The sequence below is a fragment of the Rhodococcus sp. AC861 genome, assembly GCF_979256035.1.
The window spans coordinates 462,785-476,078 of sequence record NZ_CEEDMW010000003.1 but is presented as its reverse complement, the minus strand read 5'-3'; the positions used below and the strand labels follow the sequence as shown (position 1 = coordinate 476,078).

Below are 13,294 nucleotides of genomic sequence, written 5' to 3'. Positions count from 1 at the left end.
CTGCGCCGCCGTTGCTCACAGAACGGGTCCGCAGGGCGGAATGTGCCGCCTCGGTACCGGTTCTGTGCAGAACGGCTCGCCGCCGCTACTGTCGGCTCCATGCGTACCTTCACCTCTGCAGACGACATCACCTCCGCCATCGGCGAGACGATCGGCACCAGCGACTGGTTGGAGATCACCCAGGAGCGTGTGAACCAGTTCGCCGATGCCACCGGCGATCACCAGTGGATCCACGTCGACCCGGAGCGCGCTGCGAAGGAGAGCCCCTTCGGTGGCCCCATCGCACACGGCTACCTGACCTTGTCGTTGCTGCCGGCACTGTCGTGGCAGACCTACACGGTGGAGAACTCCACGATGGGCGTCAACTACGGCAGCAACAAGGTGCGCTTCGTCAATCCCGTCGCCGTCGGGTCACGCGTGCGCCTGGTCGCGGTGCTGGCCGCGGCGGACTCGCTCCCGAACAACGCCGTCCAGATGACCGTCGACTCGACCATCGAGATCGAGGGTGTCGACAAGCCTGCGCTGGTCGCCCAGGTGATCAGTCGCGTCTATTTCTGAGGACGCGGCACGAACGTCGGCTGATCGTGCGCGCGGACGGGCGGTAGTTCGCCCGTCCACTTCTCGATCTCCACGAGCACGTGCTGGCCGGTGGAACCCTGTGCGAGCGAAGACGTTCCGCGATCCGCCGTCAACACGTTCGGGTTTCCGTGCACGCACATCGACTGCGGGTCCGACGGGTCCAGCGGGTCGTACCAGGCACCGGTGGAGAGCTGGACGACGCGTATCCGCATCGCGTCGTCGACGATCAGTCCGGCCAGGCACGACCCTCGATCGGTGAACACCCGGACCACATCGCCGTCGACGAGTCCCCGCCGATCGGCATCCACGGGATGCATGCGGAGGGGTTCTCTGCCCTGGATCTTGGACGCCATGCTGACCGCGCCGTGGTCGAGTTGACTGTGCAGTCGCGTCTTCGGCTGGTTCGCGATCAGGTGCAACGGGAACTGCGCCGCGCGTGAGCCACCGAGCCACTCGTCGGGTTCGTACCAGGCGGGATGTCCGACGCAGTCGTCGTATCCGAAGGCGTCGATGTCGGCGGAGAAGATCTCGATTCTCCCGCTGGGCGTCCGCAGCGGCGCGCGCTCGGGGTCGTCGCGGAAGTCCGACAGCAGAGTCAAGTTCTCCTCGGTGTCCATCCGGAAGGAGCCGTCGGACCAGAAGCAGTCGAACGTCGGCGGCTCGACTCGGCCGGCGTCGCGGACGAAACGCCGCCACGGCTCGTACAGGTGCCGAAGCCAGTCCGCGGACGTCCGACCCTCGGTGAACTCGTACTCGACTCCCAGTTCGCGGGCCAGCAGCGTGAAGGTGTCGTAGTCGTCCTTGCTGTCGGCGAAGGCGGGCACCGCCGCCTGCATCGCCACCAACAGCGGATCGTTGCGCGTGCAGCTGAGGTCGTCGCGCTCGAGAGTGGTGGTCGACGGAACGACGAAGTCCGCGTGACGCGCCATCGGTGTCCAGTACGGCTCGTGCACGATGATCGTGTCGGGACGGCCGAGCGCGCGGCGGAAACGACCGATGTCCTGGTGATGGTGGAACGGGTTCCCGCCCGCCCAGTGCACCAGTCGGATGTCCGGGTACGTCCCCGTCGTGCCGTCGAACTCGAACGAGCCTCCCGGGTTCTCCAACATGTCCGAGATCGCCGCGACCGGGATGGATGACGCCACCTTGTCGATGCCCTGCGGAAGCGTCGGCAACGGGTAGGGCACCGGGCCGAGGCCGGGTTCGTTCATCGACCCGTAGCCGTGGCCGAATCCTGCTCCGGGGACTCCGATCCCGCCGAGCATGGCCGCGAGGGTGATGCCCATCCACGGAGCCTGCTCACCGTGCCGGATCCGCTGCAGCGACCACGTGACCGAGACGAGGGTGGTGCTCCGGGCCATCCGCCGGGCGAGGTCGACGATGTCCGACGCGGGCACGCCGGTGACGCTCTCGGCCCATTGCGCCGACTTCGCGACGCCGTCCGTCCGCCCCAGGAGATACTCCTCGAAGCGGTCGTATCCGGTGGTGTAGCGCTGCAGGAAGGCCGTGTCGTGCAAGCTTTCCGACGCGAGGACGTGTGCGAGCCCCAGCATCAGCGCGACGTCGGATCCGGGGACGGGCGCGATCCACTCGGCCGCACCGTCGGTGTCGTCGCGGATCGGTGAGATGCTGACGATGCGTCCGCCGCGCGCCCGCAACCGCTGGAGTCCGTCCCGTGCCGGGTGGTTGCTGGTGCCTCCGTGGTTGACGGAGGTGTTCTTCAGCGGCACACCGCCGAAGGCCACCAGCAGATCCGTATGGTCGGCGATGACGTCCCAGGACGTCGAGCGGGAGAACATCTTCCAGTGCGTTCCCATGACCCGCGGCATGATGGCGCCGGTCGCCCCCAGCGAGTAACTGCCCACCGACCGCGTGTAGCCGCCCAGGGTGTTGAGGAATCGGTGGACCTGGCTCTGGGCGTGATGGAACCGACCAGCGCTGCCCCATCCGTACGAGCCGCCGAAGACGGCCTCGTTGCCGTGCTCACCGATGACGCGCCGCAACTCGCCGGCCAGCAGGGGAACGAACTCGTCCCAGTCGAGTTCGACGAAGGAGTCGTTGCCACGGTCCGTGGACGGACCCGGTCCGTTCTGGAGCCACCCACGCCGCACCGAGGGGCGGCGCACACGTGCTCGGTGAGTCACCGATCCGGGGACGTTGCCCAGGATCGGTGACGGATCGGCGTCGCCCACCGGCGGATGCACCGCGACGACATCGCGGCCGTCCGTGTCGGCCGTGAACATGCCGAAGTGGGCCATCTGCTGAACGCCGGTGCGGCCGAGTCCCATCGGACGTCAGTCGATCCGGAGGCCGTGCTCGGTCACCACATCGACCAGCGCGGACGGGCGCTGGTCCGTGGGAAGCGGATCGACGAGGCCGAAGGACATGCCGAGCGCCCTCGCTCCGCCGTCCGCCTCCTCGCTGTCACCGACCATGAGGCACGACTGCGCCGGGACACCGAGCGCGTCGACGGCTGCGCGGAAGATGGCGGGGTCCGGCTTGACGGCGCCCACCTCGAAGGACAGCGAGTAATACGTGATCAGGTGACCGACGCCGAGGTGGTCGAACGCGGGGCGCAGGTCGAAGGCGATGTTGCTGACGACGGCGATCGGGATGTTCTTCTCGGCCAGGCCGCGCACGACCCGCGCGGTGTCGGGGTAGGCGGTCCACGAGTCCGGGTCGATCACCTTGTCGTACAACGACTCTGCATGATCCTTCCGCCGTACGCCCGACGCCTCGAGCACGGCGAGGTACGCGGCCCGGTGCATGGCCGGGTCCAGATCGCGCGCTTCCCAGGCACGGTGGCCGTCGTCGTCGAGTGTGACCACCGACCCGACAGGTTGAGTCATGCGCCGCATCAGTTCCGCCTGGAAGTGCCCGTCGACCTTCTCGTCGTCGCCGACGCGGAGATCGGTGAACCAACTCTCGTCCTCCTCGAGCCGGAAGAGCGTGCCGGAGAAATCGAAGAGAACGGCGGCGGGTGTGCTCACGGAAGCGACTCGACGAGGGCCTCGACGCTCACCCGGGGGCCGCTGAAGAACGGGACCTCTTCGCGCACATGCCGTCTCGCCTCGGTCGCACGGAGGTCTCGCATGAGGTCGACGATGCGGTCGAGGCTCGGCGCCTCGAACGCCAGGATCCACTCGTAGTCACCGAGGGCGAACGACGGAACCGTATTGGCGCGGACGTCCTTGTACCCGCGCGCGGCCTTGCCGTGATCGGCCAGCATCGTCCGTCGTTCCTCGTCGGGAAGCAGGTACCAGTCCAGCGATCGGACGAACGGGTAGACGCAGATGTACGCGCCGGGCTCCTCGTTCGCGATGAACGCGGGAACGTGCGACTTGTTGAACTCGGCGGGCCGATGCAGGGCCGCGTTGCTCCAGAAGGTGTCACAGGCGCGCCCCAGTGCCGTGGAGCGGCGGAACCGCGAGTACGCCGCCTGAAGATCCTCGATCCGCTCGGCGTGCCACCAGATCATGAAGTCCGCGTCGGCGCGCAGCCCGGCGACGTCGTAGATGCCGCGCACCACGACATCGGTGTTCTCGAGACCGTCGAAGAACGCCTGTGCCTCGGCGAGCACGGCCGCTCGGTCCTCACCGAGTGCGCCGGGTCGGGCCGTGAACACCGAGTGCATCGAGTACCGGAGGGTGGAGTTGAGTGCTGCGAAATCGAGACGTGCCATGAGCCCATCGTGCCACCCGACGCGCCGACGTCACGAACGGGTCAGAGCGCTGCAGCCAACCGCAGTGCCGCGGCGGACGCCGTCGCCACGCAGGCGGGGACCCCGACGCCGTGCAGGTAGGCGCCCGCGAGTTCGAGCCGAGGGATGGCGGCAGCCGCCGCGTCGATGCGGGCGACCCGGGCGACGTGGCCGGGCCGGTACTGCGGAAGGCCCCCGTGCCAGCGCTGCACGAACGCCGTGGTCGGTACGTCCGTGATTCCGAGCACATCCTGCAAGTCTCGTCGTGCGGCGTCGATCAGGACGTCGTCGGGTCGGTCGACTATCGCGGAGTCCCCGAACCGCCCGAAGGACACGCGCACCAGTTCGCCTCCACGCTCGGCGAGGTGCGGCCACTTCCTGCTCGACAGAGTGAAAGCCTTCGCGCGCAACGGAACACCGGTGGAGTCCAGTTCTCCGGTGGCCACCAGCACCCCCGAGTTCTCGGGCAGGTCGCACGCGTCGTACCCCAGCGCGACGACGGCCGACGACGCGAGCGGTAGTGCGCCGAGTTCCGTTCCCAGCGCGCGATCGACACCGACGAGCAGTCCCGACGCGACCGGTGCCGGCACCGCAAGGAGGACACCGTCCACCGCGCCCACTCCGGGAATCACCCACCGCCCGCCGGAATCGCGCGTGAGATCCGCAACGTCGGCATGCACCTGGTCTGCGCCCGACGACGCCAGCAACGCCTCCAGCAGCACGCCGTATCCGCGGCGTAGGCCACCGAAGACGGGCCCGGGCGCAGGAGTCGGCCGAGCACGCTCGACAGCCTCGCCGAGACTGCTCGCGCCGCCGTCGAGGGCTGCCGCAAGCGTCGGCAGCGCCGCCCGCACGCTCGTGGTGTCGGACAGGCCCGAGTACACACCGCCGAGCAGCGGGTCGACGCTGCGGGCGGTGACCTGCGGACCGAACCGTTCGGAGACGAGGGCGCCGACGGCAGCGTCGTCACCCGGCGTCCAGGGAAGGGGCCGCGATCGCTCGTCGTCGATGCGTCGGCAGGTCTCGTCGTCGACGATCGACCGCACGGATTCGGAAGTGGCCGGGATTCCCATCAGCGTTCCGACAGGCAGGCTGTGCAGCGCTCCCCCTGTGCGCAGCAGCGGCCTCGCGGTCGACGACGGTCGGACCAACTCGTCCGACAGGCCCAGCTCCGCCAGGAGTTCGGGCACCTCGGGTCGCCGAGCGATGAACGCTTCCGCGCCCACGTCGACCGGGCCGGAACCCATGTCGACGGTGCGCAACTTACCGCCGATCCGCTCGGCGCTGTCGACGATCACGATGCGGGCGTTCTCCCCCAGCAGCCGACGCAGACGATGGGCCGCGACCAGGCCGCTGATCCCGGCTCCGACGATCGCGACCGAGGTCACAGCTGGTGCACCATCTCCACCACCGACGTGACGACGCCGGGATCGGTGGCCGGCAGGACGCCGTGTCCCAGGTTGAAGACGTGTCCGGTCGCGCCGAGGTCGAGGGCCGCGTCGGCTTCGCCCACGATGCGAACCACATGGCGACGCAGTGCGTCCGGGCCTGCGAACAGGACGGCGGGGTCGAGGTTGCCCTGCAGAGCCTTGCCGGGGCCGACCCGTCGTGCTGCCACGTCGAGGGGGATCCGCCAGTCGACACCGACCACGTCGGCGCCTGCCTCACCCATCGCGCCGAGCAGCTCACCCGTGCCGACACCGAAGTGGATCGTGGGGATGCCTGCCGAGGACACCGCGTCGAACACGCGCGTCGAGTGCGGGAGGACGAATTCGCGGTACTCGGCCAGCGACAACGCTCCGGCCCAGGAATCGAAGAGTTGCACGGCGTCGACGCCCGCACCGATCTGCGCCTGCAGGAAGCCGATGGTGGTGTCGGCGAGGGCGGACAGCAACGCGTGCCACGTGTGCGGATCGGAGTGCATGAGCGCCTTGGTGCGCTCGTGATTACGACTGGGGCCGCCCTCGACGAGGTACGACGCCAACGTGAACGGCGCTCCGGCGAACCCGATCAGCGGCACGTCACCGAGCTCGGTGAGGAGCAGGGACACCGCCTTCGCGACGGGTTCGACCTGTTCCGGCAGCAACGGCGGCAACGCCTCGACGTCGGCGACCGTCCGCACCGGGTTCGCGATCACCGGTCCCGTCCCGGCGACGATCTCGAGATCGATGCCCGCCGCCTTGAGCGGTACGACGATGTCGGAGAACAGGATGGCGGCGTCGACGCCGTGGCGGCGGACCGGCTGCAACGTGATCTCGGTGACCATCTCCGGGTCGAAGCACGAGCCGAGCATCGTGGTGCCCTCGCGCAACTTCCGGTACTCGGGCAGCGACCTGCCCGCCTGCCGCATGAACCAGACGGGCCGACGCGTCGGCACCCGCCCGGTCGCCGCCGCGAGAAACGGTGCGTCGGGCAGCGAGCGACGCGGGGTCGTATCGCTACCGGTGAGGGCGTCGTCAGGCGTCGTGTTCATCGCCGACCATGCTGCCACGCCGCCGCCCGTCCCCCTACGGCGCGCCTCTGACCACGGCGTCGGCAACCGGGCTAACGTCCGCTCTCGTGACCACGTCCGAGACCGCCTCGCAGCCTGCGCCCTTTCGCGCCGCCATCGACGCGATGCACCGGGCGACGGTCCACCCCAGCATCGAGGTCGGCCCCATCCGACCGCCGCAGCGTCTCGCACCGTTCAGTTACGCCCTCGGGGCGGAAGTTCGGCACTCGGAGACCGAGTCGGTTCCGGAGCAGAGCGACGGCGACGCGTTCGGTCGATTGATCCTGCTCTACGACCCCGACGGTGACGAGGCGTGGAACGGCACGATGCGTCTGGTGGCGTACATCCAGGCCGACGTCGACGCCTCCCTCGCGTCCGATCCGCTGCTGCCCGAGGTCGCGTGGAGCTGGTTGGTCGACGCCTTCGAGTCGCGGTCCGAACCGCTCACAGCCCTCGGTGGCACCGTCACGTCCACCAGTTCCGTCCGCTACGGCGACATCGCCGGGCCGCCGCGCGCCCACCAACTCGAGCTGCGGGCGTCGTGGACTGCGCTGAGCGAGGAGCTGTCGGTGCACGTCGAGGCCTTCGGCGAAGTGCTGGCGTACGCGGCGGGCCTGCCGCCGGCCGGCATCACCGCTTTGGGTACACGCGGCGACTCCGGCTCGTCCGGCGCCTAGAGTTCGGGGAATGTCCGACCCGACCGCTCCCGACTCGATCTCTCCCGACGCGGCGTCACCGGACGTGACCGATCCCGCCGAGCCCGAACCTGCCGAACCACTCCTCGCTCCACGGGACGGGGTGCCGCCGCTGACCGACACCGCCGAGGCCGTGCGTGCGGCGGCCGACCTCCTGGCGTCGGGAACAGGTCCGCTCGCCGTCGACGCCGAACGCGCGTCGGGGTTCCGGTACTCGGCACGGGCGTACCTCCTGCAATTCCGTCGGCGTGGCGCGGGCACCGTGCTGCTGGACCCGATCCCCGTCGTGCAGAGCGGCGGCGTCGAGGCACTCGCCGTCTTCGCCGACGCGATCAACGGCCTGGAATGGGTCCTGCACTCGGCCGATCAGGACTTGCCCGGACTCGCCGAGCTGGGCATGACCCCGGCGAAGCTGTACGACACCGAACTGGCCGGTCGACTGGCGGGCTTCGAGCGTGTCGGGCTGGCTGCAATCGTCGAGCGCACCCTCGGGCTGTCCCTGCAGAAGGGCCACGGCGCGGCCGACTGGTCCACCAGACCGCTTCCCGATACCTGGCTCAACTACGCGGCGCTGGACGTCGAAGTTCTGGTGGAACTGCGCGACGTGATGGCCGAGAAACTGGCCGCACAGGGCAAGACCGAGTGGGCCGCAGAGGAGTTCGAGTACATCCGCACCGCCCCGCCGGCGACGCCGAAGCCCGATCGTTGGCGTCGCACGTCCGGTATCCACACCATCAAGAACCCCCGCACGCTCGCCGCGGTCCGCGCTCTGTGGATGGCGCGGGACGACCTGGCACGTCGCCGCGACATCGCCCCGAGCCGCGTTCTCCCCGACTCCGCCATCGTCGCCGCGGCCCAGAAGAACCCCGGGTCCGTCGCCGAACTGTGCTCCCTGCCCGTGTTCGGCGGTCCGCGTCAGCGTCGTCAAGCCAAGGTGTGGCTCGAGGCCCTCGACCGTGCGCGCGCACTGTCCGACGACGCGCTTCCTCCCGTCACGCAGCCGTTCGTCGGGCCGCCGCCCGTCAGCCGGTGGGCACGCCGCGATCCGGACGCCGCGGCGCGGTTGTCCTCGGTGCGGGAGGCGATGGCCGCACTGTCGGCGGAGGTATCGGTGCCGGTGGAGAACCTCCTGACACCCGACGTCGTGCGTCGCCTGTGCTGGGAGTGGCCGACCCTCGTGTCGGGCACACAGGAGCCGGACGACGCGGTGATCGAGTCGTTCCTGCTGTCCCACGGGGCGCGCCCCTGGCAGCGCGCCCTCACGGTCCCCGTTCTGGCCGCAGGCCTCGCGCACATCCCCGCAGAGGCCGAAGTTACCGACGAGTAGGACCGGGTTAGAGTGGGCGCGCGAGCCGGAGGCCCGGCTCGTTCCAGCGCCTGCCGGAAGGAACCATGTCTTCTCCGAAATCCGCACCCGCTCGCTCCGCGTCCAGTCGCGGTGTCGCGTTCGTCGACGGCGTCCGCACACCGTTCGGCAAGGCCGGCCCCAAGGGCATCTACGCGGATACCCGTGCGGACGACCTCGTCGTCAAAGCGATCCGCGAACTCCTGCGCCGTAACCCCGAGCTTCCCCCCGAGCGCGTCGACGAGGTCGGCATCGCCGCCACCACGCAGACCGGAGACCAGGGTCTGACCATCGGCCGCACCTCCGCGCTGCTCGCCGGACTCCCCCGCAGCGTCCCCGGCTTCGCCGTCGACCGCATGTGCGCCGGCGCCATGACCGCCGTCACCACCACCGCGTCGGGAATCGGCTTCGGTCAGTACGACGTCGTCATCGCCGGTGGCGTCGAGCACATGGGCCGCCACCCGATGGGCGAGGGTGTCGACCCGAACCCACGCTTCCTCGCGGACAAGCTCGTCGACCCGAGTGCACTGGTCATGGGCAACACCGCCGAGAACCTGCACGACCGTTACCCGTCGATCACCAAGGACCGCACGGATGCCTACGCCGTCGCGAGCCAGGAGAAGTACGACGCGGCCAAGAAGTCCGGCCTGATCGCCGAGACACTGGTCCCCGTCGCCACGAAGTCCGCAGCGGGCTGGGGTCTGGCCACCGAGGACGAGCCGCCTCGCCCCGGCACCACGCTCGAGGACCTGGCGAAGCTCAAGACGCCGTTCCGCCCCGCCGGACGCGTCACCGCCGGAAATGCCGCCGGCCTGAACGACGGTGCGACCGCCGCGATCCTCGCCGGTGAGGACACCGCCGCCGAGCTCGGCCTGAAGGTCGGCATGCGCATGGTGGGCTTCTCTTTCGCCGGCGTCGATCCCGCCGTGATGGGAATCGGTCCCGTCCCCGCCACCGAGAAGTTGCTGTCCCGCACCGGATTGTCAATCGAGGACATCGGCCTCTTCGAGATCAACGAAGCCTTCGCGATCCAGGTTCTGGCGTTCGCCGAGCACTTCGGCATCGCCGACGACGACGCCCGGATCAACCAGTGGGGCGGCGCCATCGCCTGCGGGCACCCGCTCGCGTCCTCCGGTGTCCGGCTCATGACTCAGCTCAGCCGGCAGTTCGCCACCCGTCCCGATGTCCGCTACGGCCTGACCACCATGTGCATCGGCCTCGGCATGGGCGGCAGCGTCATCTGGGAAAACCCCGCCTACGACGGAAGCAAGTGATTGCCATGACTTCTGCCTTCTCCGATGAAGTGGTGACCCACGCGTTCACCAAGATCGTCACCGTGCCCGGCCTCGACGGCCCGGTCGCCATCGTCACCCTCGACAACGGTTTCGACCACACCAAGCCGTCCACCTTCGGACCTGCCGGACTCACCGAGCTCGATGCCGCCCTGGATGCGGCCTATGCCGCAGATCCGGTGGCCGTCGCGGTGACCGGCAAGCCCTTCATCTTCGCCGTCGGCGCAGACCTGAACGGCGTGCCGAACATCTCCGACCGGTCGGTCGCCCTGGAGATCGGCACGTTGGGACACAAGGTGTTCCGACGTCTTCGCGAGTCGACGGTTCCGACGTTCGCGTTCGTGAACGGCGCCGCTCTGGGTGGTGGACTGGAGATCGCGCTGCACTGCCACTACCGCACCGTCGCGGACAACGCTGCGGCACTGGGGCTCCCGGAGACATTCCTGGGTCTGGTTCCCGGCTGGGGCGGAACTCAGTTGCTGCCCAACCTGATCGGGCCGGCCAATGCCGTCACCGTGGTGATCGAGAACGCGCTCAACCAGAACCGGATGCTCAAGCCCGCGGACGCACTGAAGCTGGGCATCGCGGACGAGGTCTTCGGCGGAGCCGACTTCCTCGAGCAGTCCCTGCTGTGGGCCGCGAAGGTCGTCTCCGGGGACGTCACCCCGACCCGCCCCGAGATCGACCGCGGCCAGGGCTGGGACGACGCGATCGCCCGGGCCAAGGCCATCGTCTCCGGCAAGACCGGCGACCACGCACCGGGCCCGGTGCGCGCCGTGCAGCTTCTGGAGCTGGCGAAGTCGACCGACATCACCGACTCCGCGTCGCTCGACACGGCGTTCGCTGCCGAGGACGAGGCGCTGGCCGACCTCCTCATGGCCGACGAGTTGCGCGCCGGTCTCTACGCCTTCGATCTGGTGCAGAAGCGTGCCAAGCGGCCCGCCGGAGCGCCCGACAAGTCGCTGGCTCGAAAGGTCACCGGCGTCGGCATCGTGGGCGCCGGCCTCATGGCCAGCCAGCTCGCGCTGCTGTTCGTGCGTCAGCTGAAGGTGCCGGTGATCCTCACCGACATCGATCAGGAGCGGATCGACAAGGGCGTCGGTTACGTCCACGCCGAGATCGACAAGCTGCAGGGTAAGAAGCGGCTGTCCCCCGACGCCGCGAACCGCCTCAAGGCACTGGTGTCCGGATCGCTCGACAAGGCCGCGTTCGCGAGGACCGACTGGGTCATCGAGGCGGTCTTCGAGAATCTCGACGTCAAGAAGAAGGTCTTCGCCGAGCTCGAAGAGTTCGTCTCCCCCGAGACGATCCTCGCGACCAACACGTCGTCGCTGTCGATCACCCGCATGGCGGCGGAGCTCAAGCACCCCGAGCGGGTCGTCGGATTCCACTTCTTCAACCCCGTCGCCGTTCTTCCGCTACTGGAGATCGTCCGCGGTGAGAAGACGGACGACGCAACTCTCGCAACAGCATTCTCAACGGCGAAGTCCTTGAAGAAGTCAGCCGTGCTGATCGCCGACAAGCCCGGCTTCGTCTTCAACCGCCTCCTCACCCGCGCCCTCGGCGAGGTCATGAACGCGATCGACGAGGGCACTCCCTTCGACGTCGCCGACAACGCCATCAGCGAGCTCGGCATGCCGATGAGTCCGCTCACGCTGCTCTCGCTCGTCGGCCCCGCCGTCGCACTGCACACCGGTGAGACCATGGCCGAGTACTACCCGGAGCGGTTCCACGACTCCCCCGGCCTGCAGGCGATGGTCGCGAACAAGAAGTCCGCGGTGTGGACCTACGGCGCCGACGGAGCCAAGACCGTCGACCCCGAAATCGCCGATCTGTGGCCGCAGGGCGACTCACCGTCGACGTCCGAGCAGGTGCTCGATCGCACCCGCCGCGCCTTCGCGGAGGAGATCGACATCATGCTGCAGGAGGGCGTCGTCGCAGCCGCCCAGGACATCGACCTCTGCCTGATCCTCGGCGGCGGCTTCGGGTTCTGGAACGGCGGCATCGTGCCGTACCTGGACCGCACCGGAACCTCCGAAGCCGTCACCGGTCACCGGTTCCTCGACAAGGGTGTCGCCAGCCTGTAGTCGTACCCGGCGCCATACCGCCCGTGCGCCCTCCACGTATCCCCGGATACGTGGAGGGCGCACGGGCGTTTGCGTAGGTTAGGCTACCCAATGTGAAACGTTCTCGACTTCTCCCCGCCATCGCGGCCACTGCCGCGCTCGCCCTCGTCGCCGGATGCTCGTCCGACACCGATTCCGACGCGCCCGCAGCCGCGTCCGGGGGCGCGTTCCCCGTCACCGTCGACCACGCCTTCGGCTCGACCGTCGTCGAGGCTCAGCCCCAGCGCATCGTCACGATGGGATGGAACGCGCAGGACATCCTCGGCGCTCTGGACGTCACGCCCGTCGGGCAGCCGAAGTACACCTACGGCGCCGACGAGAACGGTGTGATGCCGTGGGCGCAGCAGTACTACGACGCCGACGCGACGACGTTGTACGACGATCCCGCAGCCGGAGATCCCGACGTGGAGACCATCGCGACACTGACGCCCGATCTGGTGCTAGCCCCCTACGAGGGCTTCCCGAAGTCCTACTACGACACGCTGTCCGCCGTCGCACCCGTCGTGGCCTACCCCGGCGAAGCGTGGCAGACGACGTGGCAGGAGCAGACCACGATGATCGGCGAGGCCGTCGGGAAGCCCACGGAGGCGCAGGCTCTCATCGACGGAATGGGTGAACGACTCGCAGCGGAGGCCGACGCCCATCCCGAGTTCGCCGGGAAGACCGTCGCGGTGGTCAACCTCGACACGGACTCGGGGCAGGCGAACGTCTACATGCCGTCGGATCCTCGGGTGCAGGTGCTCACCGAGATGGGCTTCGTCAACGCTCCGGGTGTCGTCGCGTTGGACGAGTCCGACGGAGCGGACGCCTTCTTCTCGACCATCTCGTTCGAGAACGTGAAGAGCATCGACGCGGACGTCATCGTCGCGTTCACGCCCGAGGGCTTCGACTTCTCCTCGGTTCCCGCGCTGACGACGCTGCCGGCGGTGTCGCGCGGTTCGGCGATCTCCCTGACCGACACGCAGGTGGTCGCCGGACTGAGCAACGTCAACCCCGTCAGCACACCGTGGGTTCTCGACCGCATCCTGCCGCGACTGAAGGACGCGGCCGACAGAGCAGCCTGAGC

The 13,294-nt window shown here is 68.9% G+C and carries 11 protein-coding genes; 6 read left to right on the top strand and 5 right to left on the bottom strand.

The features are described from left to right. Nucleotides 1–99 precede the first annotated feature (99 nt). Nucleotides 100–558: a MaoC family dehydratase gene (locus AC0IX4_RS11770; RefSeq protein ID WP_042572675.1), complete on the top strand. Its 459-nt coding sequence runs from the start codon at nucleotides 100–102 to the stop codon at nucleotides 556–558. Here the strand turns inward: AC0IX4_RS11770 and AC0IX4_RS11765 are convergent. Genes AC0IX4_RS11765 through hemE form a run of 5 tightly spaced genes read right to left on the bottom strand, consistent with a single transcriptional unit; the run spans nucleotide 549 to nucleotide 6,752 of the window. Beyond that, nucleotides 549–2,867 carry a molybdopterin-dependent oxidoreductase gene (locus AC0IX4_RS11765; RefSeq protein ID WP_471829037.1) on the bottom strand — a complete coding sequence of 773 codons (2,319 nt, stop codon included), beginning with the start codon at nucleotides 2,865–2,867 and terminating at the stop codon, nucleotides 549–551. The genes AC0IX4_RS11770 and AC0IX4_RS11765 overlap by 10 nt on opposite strands. Before the next feature lie 6 nt (nucleotides 2,868–2,873). Continuing rightward, on the bottom strand, nucleotides 2,874–3,569 hold the full coding sequence (locus AC0IX4_RS11760) for an HAD family hydrolase (protein ID WP_056074665.1): 696 nt from the start codon (nucleotides 3,567–3,569) through the stop codon (nucleotides 2,874–2,876). Further along, on the bottom strand, nucleotides 3,566–4,261 hold the full coding sequence (hemQ, locus tag AC0IX4_RS11755) for a hydrogen peroxide-dependent heme synthase (RefSeq protein ID WP_056074663.1): 696 nt from the start codon (nucleotides 4,259–4,261) through the stop codon (nucleotides 3,566–3,568). The genes AC0IX4_RS11760 and hemQ overlap by 4 nt, the downstream gene beginning before the upstream one ends. Nucleotides 4,262–4,302: 41 nt before the next feature. Then, complete coding sequence (locus tag AC0IX4_RS11750) at nucleotides 4,303–5,667, bottom strand: protoporphyrinogen oxidase (RefSeq protein WP_471829036.1); 1,365 nt, start codon at nucleotides 5,665–5,667, stop codon at nucleotides 4,303–4,305. Beyond that, nucleotides 5,664–6,752 (bottom strand): uroporphyrinogen decarboxylase, encoded by a 1,089-nt coding sequence (hemE, locus tag AC0IX4_RS11745; protein WP_471829035.1) that lies wholly within the window; start codon nucleotides 6,750–6,752, stop codon nucleotides 5,664–5,666. Before hemE ends, AC0IX4_RS11750 begins: the two co-directional genes overlap by 4 nt. 86 nt (nucleotides 6,753–6,838) lie before the next feature. Here hemE and AC0IX4_RS11740 point away from each other — a divergent pair, with 86 nt between their 5' ends. From AC0IX4_RS11740 to AC0IX4_RS11720, 5 genes are all read left to right on the top strand, one after another. Then, nucleotides 6,839–7,447 (top strand): DUF3000 domain-containing protein, encoded by a 609-nt coding sequence (locus tag AC0IX4_RS11740; RefSeq protein ID WP_042572669.1) that lies wholly within the window; start codon nucleotides 6,839–6,841, stop codon nucleotides 7,445–7,447. Nucleotides 7,448–7,457: 10 nt separating this feature from the next. After that, on the top strand, nucleotides 7,458–8,792 hold the full coding sequence (locus tag AC0IX4_RS11735) for an HRDC domain-containing protein (RefSeq protein ID WP_471829034.1): 1,335 nt from the start codon (nucleotides 7,458–7,460) through the stop codon (nucleotides 8,790–8,792). A 65-nt stretch (nucleotides 8,793–8,857) separates the two neighbouring features. After that, complete coding sequence (locus AC0IX4_RS11730) at nucleotides 8,858–10,084, top strand: thiolase family protein (RefSeq protein ID WP_042572667.1); 1,227 nt, start codon at nucleotides 8,858–8,860, stop codon at nucleotides 10,082–10,084. Between the two features lie 5 nt (nucleotides 10,085–10,089). Beyond that, the gene (locus AC0IX4_RS11725) at nucleotides 10,090–12,189 is read left to right on the top strand and encodes a 3-hydroxyacyl-CoA dehydrogenase NAD-binding domain-containing protein (RefSeq protein WP_471829033.1); all 2,100 of its coding nucleotides are present in this window, start codon (nucleotides 10,090–10,092) and stop codon (nucleotides 12,187–12,189) included. 92 nt (nucleotides 12,190–12,281) lie between these two features. Next, entirely contained in the window at nucleotides 12,282–13,292 is a 1,011-nt protein-coding gene (locus tag AC0IX4_RS11720; RefSeq protein WP_042572665.1) for an iron-siderophore ABC transporter substrate-binding protein, read from the top strand. Nucleotides 13,293–13,294: the final 2 nt, after the last annotated feature.

Coding starts and splice junctions, on each gene's coding strand:
- hemE (WP_471829035.1), bottom strand. CDS start 6,752: ATGAACACGACGCCTGACGACGCCCTCACCGGTAGCGATACGACCCCG.
- AC0IX4_RS11725 (WP_471829033.1), top strand. CDS start 10,090: ATGACTTCTGCCTTCTCCGATGAAGTGGTGACCCACGCGTTCACCAAG.
- AC0IX4_RS11765 (WP_471829037.1), bottom strand. CDS start 2,867: ATGGGACTCGGCCGCACCGGCGTTCAGCAGATGGCCCACTTCGGCATG.
- AC0IX4_RS11735 (WP_471829034.1), top strand. CDS start 7,458: ATGTCCGACCCGACCGCTCCCGACTCGATCTCTCCCGACGCGGCGTCA.
- AC0IX4_RS11730 (WP_042572667.1), top strand. CDS start 8,858: ATGTCTTCTCCGAAATCCGCACCCGCTCGCTCCGCGTCCAGTCGCGGT.
- AC0IX4_RS11770 (WP_042572675.1), top strand. CDS start 100: ATGCGTACCTTCACCTCTGCAGACGACATCACCTCCGCCATCGGCGAG.
- hemQ (WP_056074663.1), bottom strand. CDS start 4,261: ATGGCACGTCTCGATTTCGCAGCACTCAACTCCACCCTCCGGTACTCG.